This window comes from Gemmatimonas sp. UBA7669 (genome assembly GCF_002483225.1).
Lineage (GTDB): Bacteria > Gemmatimonadota > Gemmatimonadetes > Gemmatimonadales > Gemmatimonadaceae > Gemmatimonas.
In genome coordinates this window covers 90802-102991 of record NZ_DLHL01000048.1, presented here as the reverse complement: position 1 = coordinate 102991, position 12190 = coordinate 90802, and the positions used below count along the sequence as shown (strand labels likewise).

At 65.9% G+C, this 12190-nt stretch carries 10 protein-coding genes and 1 pseudogene (1 of these 11 cut by a window edge); all 11 read right to left on the bottom strand.

What is annotated here, in order from left to right:
- Positions 1-722 (bottom strand): annotated as a pseudogene (gene secA, locus B2747_RS13900) (preprotein translocase subunit SecA) (its annotated part extends 2147 nt beyond the left edge of the window); the annotation flags it as partial.
- Positions 723-782: 60 nt separating this feature from the next.
- Complete coding sequence (gene nadD / locus B2747_RS13895; RefSeq protein ID WP_291162087.1) at positions 783-1406, bottom strand: nicotinate (nicotinamide) nucleotide adenylyltransferase; 624 nt, start codon at positions 1404-1406, stop codon at positions 783-785.
- A gap of 14 nt (positions 1407-1420) precedes the next feature.
- Entirely contained in the window at positions 1421-2338 is a 918-nt protein-coding gene (locus tag B2747_RS13890) for an outer membrane protein assembly factor BamD (protein WP_291162085.1), read from the bottom strand.
- Positions 2339-2372: 34 nt separating this feature from the next.
- A complete protein-coding gene (locus B2747_RS13885) occupies positions 2373-3719 on the bottom strand; it encodes a nucleotide sugar dehydrogenase (RefSeq protein WP_291162082.1) in 1347 nt (448 codons plus the stop codon).
- A 28-nt stretch (positions 3720-3747) separates the two neighbouring features.
- Positions 3748-4860 carry a DegT/DnrJ/EryC1/StrS family aminotransferase gene (locus B2747_RS13880; RefSeq protein ID WP_291162079.1) on the bottom strand — a complete coding sequence of 371 codons (1113 nt, stop codon included), beginning with the start codon at positions 4858-4860 and terminating at the stop codon, positions 3748-3750.
- An 18-nt stretch (positions 4861-4878) separates the two neighbouring features.
- Positions 4879-5940: a Gfo/Idh/MocA family oxidoreductase gene (locus B2747_RS13875; RefSeq protein ID WP_291162076.1), complete on the bottom strand. Its 1062-nt coding sequence runs from the start codon at positions 5938-5940 to the stop codon at positions 4879-4881.
- Complete coding sequence (locus tag B2747_RS13870; RefSeq protein ID WP_343125907.1) at positions 5937-6590, bottom strand: acyltransferase; 654 nt, start codon at positions 6588-6590, stop codon at positions 5937-5939. The genes B2747_RS13875 and B2747_RS13870 overlap by 4 nt, the downstream gene beginning before the upstream one ends.
- 47 nt (positions 6591-6637) lie before the next feature.
- The gene (carB, locus tag B2747_RS13865) at positions 6638-9889 is read right to left on the bottom strand and encodes a carbamoyl-phosphate synthase large subunit (protein WP_291162070.1); all 3252 of its coding nucleotides are present in this window, start codon (positions 9887-9889) and stop codon (positions 6638-6640) included.
- Positions 9873-10862 (bottom strand): GDP-mannose 4,6-dehydratase, encoded by a 990-nt coding sequence (locus B2747_RS13860; protein ID WP_291162067.1) that lies wholly within the window; start codon positions 10860-10862, stop codon positions 9873-9875. Before B2747_RS13860 ends, carB begins: the two co-directional genes overlap by 17 nt.
- Entirely contained in the window at positions 10859-11830 is a 972-nt protein-coding gene (gene gmd, locus B2747_RS13855; RefSeq protein WP_291162065.1) for a GDP-mannose 4,6-dehydratase, read from the bottom strand. The genes B2747_RS13860 and gmd overlap by 4 nt, the downstream gene beginning before the upstream one ends.
- A 138-nt stretch (positions 11831-11968) precedes the next feature.
- Positions 11969-12190 (bottom strand): 50S ribosomal protein L28, encoded by a 222-nt coding sequence (gene rpmB / locus B2747_RS13850; protein ID WP_291162062.1) that lies wholly within the window; start codon positions 12188-12190, stop codon positions 11969-11971.

The window sequence follows — 12190 nt, the reverse complement described above, 5'->3', positions numbered from 1 at the left end:
GTGCCGTAGGTGATGTCGGAGGCGTACACCGCCTTGCGTTCCCACGACCCCGGTTCGGTGTCATCGAGACAGCCGACGGTCAGACCAAGCCAGCCGTAGAGATATCCCATCCACTGCGAGTCGCGGCGGGCGAGATAGTTGTTGACGGTGACGAGATGCGCGCCACGCGCCGGCAGGGCGTTGAGGTAGAGTGGCAGCGTGGCCACCAGCGTCTTGCCCTCACCCGTGGCCATTTCCGCGATACGGCCGAGATGCAGCTGAATGCCGCCGATGAGCTGCACGTCGTAGGGCACCATGTCCCACACGAGCTCGTGCCCGAGCACCTGCACCTTGTGGCCCTTGAGACGGCGGCAGGCTTCACGCACGGTGGCAAAGGCTTCGGGCAGCAGCTCGTCGAGCACCTCGGCGATGGTGCTGCGAAGTTCACCTTCCGCCCCGCCACGGCCATCAGCGCCCTGCAGCTCGTTGTCGAGTCGCTCACGCTCGGCGGCATCGGCGGTGTTGTGCTTTTGTGCCTTGAGCTCCGCGATGCGAGCCTCGATGGGGCCGGTGCGTTCCGCGAGGATGCCACGGAACTTCGCGGTCTGCGCCTGAATCTCTTCGTCGGACAGCGAGGCCAGCCGCGATTCGATCTCGTGGATCTCCTCGAGGATGGGCTGCACGCGCCGCCGTTCGCGCTCATGGCGCGTCCCGAACACCTTACTGATCAGACCCTTCAGCATATGGACCTCTCGAACCTCTTCGGCCAGGGGCTGCGCGCGCGGCCCATCTGCCCGAAGGCGTCAGGAGTCCGTTGCTGCGCGAACCCGGGAATTCTCGCGATACAACCCGGTGGATGCGATGTACGTCGCCACGGCATCGGTGACGAAGCCGCGAATGCTGCGGCCCGTCGCCACGCGTGCTCGAATCTCGGTTGACGACACGTCCACCCGTCGCACGGCCAGTCGCCTGGCCTGCACGCCGCCGTGCACCAACTCGTGGTCACCCACACCGCCGCCGTTTCGGTCCATCACCACGAGCTGCACTTGCGTGAGCAGGTGATCGATGTCCTTCCAGCGCGGCAGGGTGGGCACGACATCATGCCCCACGAGCAGGTGGAGGTCTGCATCCGGCCAGCGCCGGCGCAGGTCCGCCACGGTGTCAACCATGAAAGATAACCCGCCCCGCTCGATTTCTGCGGGGTCCACGATGCAATCCGGTATGTCGGCGAAGCAGGCCTGGGCCATGGCCAGGCGATGCGCGGCAGGCGTCTGCTCCGACCCCTTGAGGGGCTGCTGGGCGGCGGGAATGACGAGCAGGCGATCGAGCGCCAACTGGTCCCGCACGTCCTGCACCATGAGCAGATGCCCGATGTGCGGTGGGTCGAACGAGCCGCCGAAGAGGCCGATTCGCAGAGGCGACCGCACGGGTGCCGACCGGATCAGTGGAAGGAGTGCGGGCCGGGCCGGGCGAAGGCCACCGGTGAAGGCACGATGGCCGGCCGCTCAAGCGACGCCGTGTCGGCCGAGACCTTGCCGACCCCCGTGCTGTCACTGGCGACTTTGGCCGTATCGGCCGGCGCGGCACCACAGGCCGCCACGACGTCAGCGTCACCCGGATAGGCCTTCCACATGGCCGTACACGTTTCCGCTGCGTCTTCCTTCCAGCGGATACGAGTGTAGAGCTCATGCAGGCGCAGCCACGACAGGCGAGCCGCCCGGGTGGCCGGATAGGTGGTGACGACGTCCTTGAAGTAGATGATGGCCGGGTCGATGGCCCGACGCACCTTGATGTAATGGACGCCCGTGTCGTAGTCCTTCTGCGCGAACCACTCTTCGAGCTGCGTGATGCGGCGCTTGGCGTCCTCGGTTTCCTTGGCTTCCGGATAGGACGAGAGCAGCGCGCGCAAAATCGACACCGCCTTCTGGCCGTACTCCGGGTCGAGATTCGGACGGCGCCAGAGGCTCTGATACGACGCCCCGGTGCCCAGCATGGCCATGGGGGCCAGCGTGTCGTCCGGGAAACCGTCGGTGACGCGCTCGTAGGCCTGCGCCGCCAGCAGGAACTCCTTCTTGCGCTCATGCGTGAGCGCGAGGTAGAAGTAGGCCGGAGCGAGCAGCGGGTCACGCGAACTCAGGTCAACCGTGAGGCGCTCGAAGCCCAGCTGGGCATTGTCCCATTTCTTCTTCTGGAACTCCACGAGCGTCGCCTGAAACAGCGCCTCGGGGTTCGCGAAGTCCGCCGGTCGGAAACCACGTGAGCAGGCCGCCAGGGCGGCGGCCATGCTCAGCAGCATCAACAGGCGGAACTCCATGCGGAACTCCGGACGATGGTCCGGGCGGGAATGTCGAGCGCTCATGTGGAACAAGATACCCAGTGGGGGGCGTCGGAGTTCAAGTTGACGCTCCGAGGCTGCGGGAACCGGAGGCCAGCGGCACGATGCGGGCGCGGCCTGGCGCGAGCGTCGCGGTGACATTGCGGGTGTCCACCAGCAGCGTGGCGTGATCGACCACGCGCTGGTAGTCCACCTGCTTGTGGTCGGTGACGATGACGACCGCGTCGGCCCAGCGCAGCATCTCGTCGCTCAGTTCCACGCCCTTGCGCACGTGTCCCTCCTCGCGGAACTCGCTCACGAAGGGATCGTGGTACTCCACATGCGCCCCGCGCTCCTCGAGCAGGCGGATGACATCGAGCGCCGGGCTCTCGCGCACGTCGTCGATGTCGCGCTTGTAGGCCACGCCGAGCACCAGCACCCGGCTGCCGCGCACCGCCTTGCGCGCCTCGTTGAGCGCGTCGGCGACCTTCTGCACCACCCACTCGGGCATGTGCGAGTTGATCTCGCTGGCGAGGTCGATGAACCGCGTCTTGTAGTTGAGTGTGCGCATCTTCCAGGCGAGGTAGTGCGGATCAAGCGGGATGCAGTGCCCGCCGATGCCGGGCCCCGGCGTGAACTTCATGAAACCGAACGGCTTGGTGGCCGCGGCGTCGATGACTTCCCAGACGTTCACGCCCAGTTTGTCACACACAATCGCGATTTCGTTCACCAGGCCGATGTTCACCGCGCGGAAGGTGTTCTCCAGCAGCTTCACCAGCTCGGCGCTCTCGGGCGAACTCACCGGCACCACGGTGTCGATGCAGCTGGCGTAGAGCGCCGTGGCCACCTCGACACAGGCCGGCGAAATGCCACCCACCACCTTGGGCGTGTTCTTGGTGTGGTAGACCGGGTTGCCCGGGTCCACCCGCTCGGGGCTGAAGGCCACGAACACATCCTGCCCCACCGTGAGCCCCTTGGCTTCGAGTCGGGGCTGCAGTAGCTCCCGCGTGGTGCCGGGATAGGTGGTGCTTTCCAGCACCACACACAGGCCGGGGTGCGCCTGCCGCGCAATGGCATCGGCGGCGCTCAGGACGAAGGCCATGTCCGGATCGCGCGTCTTGGAGAGCGGCGTGGGCACGGCAATGGAGATGGCATCGCACTCGCCGAGGCGATTCTCGAGCGTGGTGGCCACGAACGTCCCGTTGGCCACCGCCTGCTGCACCTGCGCGCCGGGAATATCCTGAATGTGCGACTGTCCACTCATGAGCAGGTCCACGACGCGTTCGCTCACGTCATAGCCTATGACGCGGAAGCCGGCGTGCACGAACTCGAGGGCGAGTGGCAGCCCCACATAGCCGAGGCCGACCACACCGATCACCGCCGAGCGATCGGCGATGCGGGCCAGCAGTTGATCCTTGGTGCTCATGGAGTGCGACCTGGTTGTCAATGTGAGCTCAGTGACCGAAGAAGCCGCGCACGGCGGCAATGACTTCGTCGAGCTGTGCCGTGGTGAGCTCGGGATAAATCGGCAGGGACAACACTTCCTTCGACGCGCGCTCGGCCTCAGGGCACTGGCCTTCGCGGTATCCGAGATACGCGAAGCAGGGCTGCAGGTGAAGCGGCAACGGGTAGTACACGTTCGAGCCGATGCCCTGCGCCTTGAGATGCGCCTGCAGTGCATCGCGCTGCGTAACGCGAATGGTGTACTGGTTGTAGATGGACGTGTTGGCCGGATCGACAAACGGCGTGGTCACCTCGGCCAGATTGGCGAAGGCCGCGTCGTAGTAGGCCGCGTTGCGACGACGCGCGGCGCTCCAGCCTTCGAGATGCGGCAGCTTGGCCAACAGCACGGCGGCCTGCAGGGCATCGAGACGACTGTTGTAGCCCACGATCTCGTGATAGTACGTGCGGCGGCTGCCGTGCGTCCGCAGCTTCATGAGCGCCTCGAAGAGCGCTTCATCCTGCGTGACCATCATGCCGCCGTCGCCGTAGCCGCCCAGATTCTTGGACGGGAAGAAACTGTAGGTGCCGATGGCTGCGGCTTCACCGGCCATGACCTTCCTGCCATCGATGAGGCGACTCGCGCCAATCGACTGCGCGGCGTCTTCAATGACCGGCAGACCCTGCGCCGCTGCCGCGACCTGCTCAATGGGCGCCATCTGCCCGAAGAGATCCACGGCAATCACGGCCTTGGTGCGCGACGTGATGGCAGGCGTGACCTGCGCCGGATCGATGTTGTAGGTCTTCGGATCGATGTCGACAAACACCGGACGCGCACCCACGTTGTGAATGGCGCCGCCGGTGGCAAAGAACGTGAACGGCGTGGTGATGACTTCATCGCCGGCTCCCACGCCCAGCGCACGCAGCGCGAGCAGAATGGCGTCGGTACCATTGGCACAGCCCGCGGCGTACTTGACCTGAGAGAGGCCGGCCACGTGGCACTCGAGCTGCGCCACGGGATCGCCAAGAATGAAGGCCTGCTGGTCGACGACCTGCATGAGCGCCGCGACCACCTCATCGCGGATGGTCGCGTGCTGGGCCTTGAGATCGAGAAGAGGGACGGCCATTGCTGTGAACTCTGTGAACTAGAGGTTGACCCGCAACGGCAGCGGCACGTCACGGCCGGTCTTCGCGGATTCGTAGATGCCAAGAATGAGCTCGAGCGACTTGCGCCCGGCGCGCCCGTCGGTGTCCGGCGTGGCCTGACCACGCAGCACCGACACCACGTTGCGGTAATAGCCTTCGTGGCCAAAACCATAGACGCTGGGCGGGTTGGTGTTGGCCTGCTCCACCAGCTTGTCATCGTCATCGTAGTCGGCAAACTGCCAATGCTCGACGCGATTGACGGCGGTGCCGCCGATCTTCACGCTGCCCTTCTCGCCGAGGATGGTGATGGAGCCCTCGAGATTCTTGGGGAACGTGAGCATGGTGACTTCGATGACGCCGATGGCGCCCGATCGGAACTTGAGCACGGCGGCCCCACTGTCCTCGGCTTCGATGCGCCGCGCGAGCGTGGCCGTCTTGGCCATCACGCTTTCCACGGGGCCCACCAACCACTGCACGAGGTCGACATAGTGCGAGGCCTGATTCATGAAGGCTCCACCGTCGAACTCCCAGGTACCGCGCCACGGCGCCTGATCGTAGTAGTCCTGCGGACGCGTCCAGCGCACGGTGCAGTTGGCCATGTAGATGCGACCGAAGCGACCGCGATCGATGGCGCGCTTGAGCAGCACGATGGGCGGATTGAGCCGGTTCTGCTTGACCACGAACAGGTGCACGCGGTTGTCGTCGCAGGCCTGCACCAGGGCGTCGGCCGCGGCCAGCGAGATGGCCATGGGCTTCTCGCTGATGACATGACGCCCCGCGCGGGCCGCCAGCATGCCATGCTGCGGATGCAGACCACTCGGCGTGGCAATCACCACCGCGTCGCTGGGCACCTCGGCCAGCATCTGCTCGATGCTGGTGAAGAACGGGACTCCATGCGCCACGCCGGCCTGCTGCGCGCGCTCGGGCACGATGTCGCACACCGCCACGAGCTCGAGCTCGGGAATCTTGGCGATGGCATCAAAATGGTTCTTGCTGATGCGACCGCAGCCGACGAGAGCCAGGCGGATGCGGCGATCGGCGGGCACGAGTGCTTCGCTCACTGCTGCTCCTCAACAGGTGTAACCATGTCGCCGCGACGCAGATAACGTCGGCCGGTGCCGGGACAGCGCAGCTCCTCGGCCGTGGCGTCACCGGCGTGCGGGCCTACGACGTCGAGGCGATGTCCGGCCTCCGACATCCATCCGATGCGACGCGCGGGCACGCCGGCCATGAGCGCAAAGTCGGGCACATCGCGCGTGACGACGGCGCCGGCGCCGATGAAGGCATGCCGACCGATGGTCACGCCACACACGATGGTGGCGTTGGCACCAATGCTCGCCCCACGCCGCACCAGCGTGCGCTGATACTCGTGCTTGCGCGACACGCTACTGCGCGGATTGATGACGTTGGTGAACACCATGGACGGTCCGCAGAAGACATCATCTTCCAACTCGACGCCCTCGTACAACGACACATTGTTCTGGATGCGGGCGTTGTCACCCACCGTCACGCCGTTCATGACGACGACGTTCTGCCCCAGCGAACAGCGGGCGCCAATGACGGCCCCTCCGTTGACGTGACAGAAATGCCAGACACGCGAGCCAGCGCCAATGCTGGCGCCATCGTCCACATAGGCCGACTCGTGCACGAGCGCACCCGCGCCAAGCGTGACGCCGGCGCCCACGTGTCCCTCACCGGGCCGGGCGATCATGCCCGGCGGTACGCTGGCGTTGGCCGACGGTGACGCGTTGGCCGTGCTCACTGGGCGCCAGCGCTCCGCGAGGCACCAAGGATGGCGTGCCACTCCTGCAGCGAACGCACGCCCGGCTCGCGCGTGCGGCGCGCCGCGATGGCCTCAACCGCCGCGTTGGCCGCCGTGAGGGTGGTGGTGTACGGCACGCGGTTGGCGATGGCCGCCTGCCGCAGCTTCTCGTCGTCCACCTGCGCGTGCTTGCCCAGCGGCGTGTTGACGAGCAGCTGCACTTCGCCGTTCAGGATGAGATCGACGCCGTGCGGCCGACCTTCGTGCACCTTGAGCACCGAGGTGACGGGGATGCCCTGCTGCGTGAAGTAGGCCGCGGTACCGCTGGTAGCAAAGATGCCGAAGCCCAACTCGTGGAATCGCGCCGCCAGCCTGGCCGCCGTGGGCTTGTCGCCATCGTTGACCGTGAAGAACACGGCGCCCTCGCGCGGCAGCGCGTTGTCGGCCGCGATCTGCGACTTGAGGAAGCTCATGCCGAAGTCATCGTCGATGCCCATGACTTCACCCGTTGAACGCATCTCGGGGCTCAGCACCGGGTCGAACTCGCGGAACTTGTTGAAGGGGAACACCGCCTCCTTCACGCTGATATACGGCGGCACGATTTCTTCCGTGAAGCCTACCTGCGCCAGCGTTTCCCCCAACATGAGCCGCGCCGCCACCGAGGGCAGTGACACGCCGATGGCCTTGGACACGAAGGGCGCCGTGCGCGACGCGCGCGGATTGACCTCGATGACGTACACCTGGCCGTCCTTGTACGCGTACTGCACGTTGATGAGGCCCACCACGCCAAGCTTCCTCGCGAACGCGACGGTATGCGCCTTCATCTGCGCCACGGCCTCGGGCGGAATGAGATACGGCGGCAACACACAGGCGCTGTCGCCCGAGTGAATACCCGCGCTCTCGATGTGCTCCATGACGGCGCCAATGACCACCTGCTCGCCATCGGAGAGGGCATCCACGTCGGCTTCGAACGCATCCTCGAGGAAGCGATCGACCAGCACCGGACGCTCTTCACTGACGCGCGCCGCGCGCTCGAAGTAGTCACGCAGCGAGGGCTCGTCGTGCACGATCTCCATGGCGCGGCCACCGAGCACGTACGACGGACGCACGAGCACCGGGAACCCGATCTCACGGGCAATGGCCACGGCTTCGTCGACGCTGGTGGCGGTGCCGTTGGCCGGCTGTTCCACGCCCAGCTCGCGCGCAATGGCCTCGAAACGACGGCGATCTTCGGCGGCGTCGATGGCGTCAGGCGAGGTGCCGAGAATGCGCACTCCGGCCGCCTCGAGCGGACGCGTGAGCTTGAGCGGTGTCTGACCGCCCAGCTGCACGATGACACCCACCGGATTCTCCCGCTGCACGATCTCGAGCACGTCCTCGAGCGAGAGCGGCTCGAAGTAGAGCTTGTCGGAGATGTCGAAGTCGGTGGAAACCGTTTCGGGATTGGAGTTGACCATGATGGTCTCATAGCCCTGCTCGCGCAGCGCCAGCACGGCGCGCACGCAGCAGTAGTCGAACTCCACGCCCTGTCCAATGCGATTGGGGCCCGAGCCGAGGATGACAACCTTCTTGCGACCCTCGGTGGCCGCTTCGCTCTCTTCGTCGTAGTTGCCGTAGAGATACGGCGTGCTGGACGGAAACTCACCGGCGCAGGTGTCGATCATCTTGTACGCCGGCCGCACGCCCAGCGACCAGCGCAATTCACGCGCCGCCTGTTCGGTCTGGCCACGCAGTGCGGCCAACTGGCGATCGGAGAAGCCCAGGCGCTTCATGTGACGCATGGCGTCGGCGTCCACCGACGGCAGCGCCGCGTACTGGGTTTCGGCTTCCAGCAGCTCCTGCATCTGCGCGAGGAACCACGGATCAATGCCGCTTACCTGATGCAATTCCTCAACGCCCATGCCCAGCTGCATGGCACGCTTGACCTGGAAGATGCGTTCCGGCGTGGGGCGGCGCAGGGCGCCGCGCAGTTCTTCCTTCGAGCCTTCCGTGAGACGATCGTCGACGAGTCGCTCGCCCACCACCCAACCTGCGCGGCCGGTCTCGAGCGCACGCAGGGCCTTCTGGAAGGCCTCCTTGAACGTGCGGCCGATGGCCATGGACTCACCGACCGACTTCATCTGCGTGGTGAGCCCCGGATCGGCGGCGGCAAACTTTTCGAAGGCGAAGCGCGGACACTTCACGATGACGTAGTCGAGCACCGGCTCGAAACTGGCCGGTGTGGTCTTCGTGATGTCGTTGGGCACTTCGTCGAGCGTGTACCCCACGGCCAGCTTGGCGCCGATGCGCGCGATGGGGAAGCCGGTGGCCTTGGACGCGAGCGCCGACGAGCGCGACACGCGCGGATTCATCTCGATGACGATGAGCTCGCCCGTGGTCGGGCTGACGGCGAACTGCACGTTGCAGCCGCCGGCATCCACACCAATCTCGCGAATGATAGCTACGGCCGCGTCACGCATGACCTGGTATTCGCGATCCGTGAGCGTCATGGCCGGCGCCACCGTGATGCTGTCACCGGTGTGCACGCCCATCGGGTCGAGATTCTCGATGGAGCACACGATGACCACGTTGTCGGCGCAGTCGCGCATGACTTCGAGCTCGAACTCCTTCCAGCCCAGCAGCGAGCGCTCGATGAGCACCGAGTGCACCGGCGACAGATCGAGACCACGGCGCACCATGGTCTCGAACTCTTCGCGGTTGTACGCCACGCCGCCGCCGGTACCACCCAGCGTGAACGACGGACGGATGATGGCCGGGAAGCCCGTGTTCTCCACCGCGACCAGCGCTTCGTCGAGCGAGGTGACGGTCGTGCCCGTCGGGCACTTGAGCCCGATCTTCTCCATCGCGTCGGCGAAGAGCTTGCGATCTTCGGCCACCCGAATGGCGCGGGCGTTGGCGCCGATGAGCTCGCAGCCGTACTTCTCGAGTACGCCGTCGTCGTAGAGCTTGAGCGCCACGTTGAGCGCGGTCTGACCACCCATGGTGGGCAGCACCGCATCCGGACGCTCCTTGGCGATGATCTTCTCCACGAACTCCGGCGTGACCGGTTCCACATACGTGCGATCCGCAAACTCCGGATCGGTCATGATGGTGGCCGGGTTGGAGTTGACGAGGATGACCTCGTACCCCTCTTCGCGCAGGGCCTTGGTGGCCTGCGTTCCGGAGTAATCGAACTCGGCGGCCTGCCCGATCACGATCGGCCCCGAGCCGATGACGAGAATGCGGTGCAGGTCAGTGCGCTTCGGCATGGATCAGATCGTCGATGATGTCGTCGAGAGTGCGCAGCGGGCGCCAATCGGTGGCGCGCTGCAGCTTGTTCGGGTTCCCCACCAGCACGGGAACATCAACCGGCCGGACCAGCGCCGGATCCTCCACCGGTGTCGCATGCGAACCCGCGCGCGCCAGAACCCGGTCGAGCACCTGCTGCACCGACCATCCGGTGCCACTGGCCACATTGTACGCCTCGCCGGGCGTACCGCGTTGACAGAGCGAAATATACGCAGCCACGACGTCCGAGACATGCAGGAAGTCGCGAATTGGCGTGCGATTGCCAACCGCCATGGGTGTGCCCGGCGCGGCGTCCCGGAGCTGCACCGCGCGCTGCACCAGCGCCGGCAACAAGAAACGCGGCGCCTGCCCTGCCCCACTGTGATTGAAACTGCGGGCGACCACCACCTTGAGCGCCTCGGCCCGCCATTGCTGAAGGGCCAGGACTTCCTGCGCCGCCTTGGTGGCCGCATACACCGTGCGCGGCGCCTGGACGTCGTCTTCGTGCAAACGCTCACCGTGCGACGGATGCCGGCCGTACTGCTCGGCACTGCCGACAAGCAATACGACGGGGTCGCGGCCCTGTGCGTCGCGCTGCTGGCGAACGACATGCAGGAGTCGCGCGGTGGCCGTGACGTTGATATCCCAGGCCGCGGCGGGGTCGGCGGCGGCCGTTGGCACATGCGAGACGGCGGCCAGATGCACGACGGTGTCAGCGGCTGCCTCGCGCGCGACGTGCGCCACGTAGGCATCGTCGCGCAAATCCCCCAGCATCCAGCGCGTATCTGGCGCACCGTCCGCCGTGGACGACGCGTTGCCCGGCTCCGTCTCGGTGGCCAACGCCGTGACAGCGGAGGCGCCGGCCTTCCAGAGCGCGGGCAGCAGCCAGCCCCCAACAAAGCCGGCCGCTCCGGTGACCAGCACACGCCCCAGCGGCCGAACGTCAGTGCTCACGCGTTGGAACGCTGATACCGCGCGAGGTCGGCCTCAACCATCATGGCCACCAACTGCGCAAAGGATACCCGGGGCTGCCAGCCGAGTTGGGTCTGCGCCTTGGACGGATCCGCCACCAGCAGGTCCACTTCGGCGGGGCGGAAGAAGCGCTCGTCCTGCACGACGTGATTGCGATAGTCGAGGCCCACGGCGCCAAAGGCTGCCTCGCAGAACTCGCGCACCGAAAACGTCTCACCCGTGCCAATGACATAGTCATCCGGCGTATCCTGCTGCAGCATGCGCCACATGGCGTCCACGTAGTCACCGGCAAAGCCCCAGTCGCGCCGTGCGTCCAGGTTGCCCAGTCGCAGTTCCTGCTGCAAACCGAGCTTGATGCGGGCAACGCCATCGGAAATCTTGCGCGTGACAAACTCGAGGCCACGCCGCGGCGACTCGTGATTGAACAGAATACCGCTCACGGCGTAGAGCCCGAAGCTTTCGCGGTAGTTCACGGTGATCCAGTGGCCGTACACCTTGGCCACGCCATACGGCGAGCGCGGATAGAACGGCGTGCTTTCCCGCTGCGGTGTCTCCACCACCTTGCCGAACTGTTCGCTCGAGCTGGCCTGGTAAAAGCGCGCCTTGGGTGCGGCCTTGCGCAGGGCTTCGAGCATACGCGTCACGCCGAGCGCCGTGAACTCGCCCGTCAGCACGGGCTGATTCCACGAGGTCTGCACGAAGCTTTGCGCCGCGAGGTTGTAGATCTCGTCGGGCTGGGCTGCCTGAACCACGTCGGTGAGCGAGGTCTGGTCGAGCAGGTCGGCCGACACCAGTTCAATGCGATCGACGAGGTGCGCGATGCGTTCGTAGGGCGTGGTGGACGAGCGTCGGACGACGCCCACGACGCGGTAGCCCTTGGCCAGCAGGAGCTCGGCGAGATACGAGCCATCCTGGCCCGTAATGCCGGTGATGAGCGCGGTTTTGGTCACGAACCGATCAGTTCCGTGTTGTGAGTTCGAGTATCGGGTACTGGGTGTCCATGACAACCCGGCGAAGTCGCCGTTGGATACACGACGCGGGGAGACTCGCAAAGCGAGCTCCCCGCGCAACCTGCCGAAGCAGAATGCTTACGCGACGGCGACCTGACCGCGCGGCGCCCGCGGCACCTTGCCGGCGGCGAGGCAGCGCGTGCAGACCTTCACCTTGATGACCTTGCCGGCCTCGAGGGTGCGCACGACCTGGAGATTGGGCTTCCAGGTGCGGCGGGTCTTGTTGTTGGCGTGCGAAACGTTGTTGCCGAAGGCAACACCCTTGTCGCAGCTGTAGCAGCGGTTGCGATTAATGGCCAT

Excerpts from the sequence above, each read along its gene's own strand:
- B2747_RS13890 (WP_291162085.1), bottom strand. The coding sequence starts at position 2,338 with ATGAGCGCTCGACATTCCCGCCCGGACCATCGTCCGGAGTTCCGCATG.
- carB (WP_291162070.1), bottom strand. The coding sequence starts at position 9,889 with ATGCCGAAGCGCACTGACCTGCACCGCATTCTCGTCATCGGCTCGGGG.
- B2747_RS13885 (WP_291162082.1), bottom strand. The coding sequence starts at position 3,719 with ATGAGCACCAAGGATCAACTGCTGGCCCGCATCGCCGATCGCTCGGCG.
- B2747_RS13870 (WP_343125907.1), bottom strand. The coding sequence starts at position 6,590 with ATGATCGCCCGGCCCGGTGAGGGACACGTGGGCGCCGGCGTCACGCTT.
- rpmB (WP_291162062.1), bottom strand. The coding sequence starts at position 12,190 with ATGGCCATTAATCGCAACCGCTGCTACAGCTGCGACAAGGGTGTTGCC.
- B2747_RS13880 (WP_291162079.1), bottom strand. The coding sequence starts at position 4,860 with ATGGCCGTCCCTCTTCTCGATCTCAAGGCCCAGCACGCGACCATCCGC.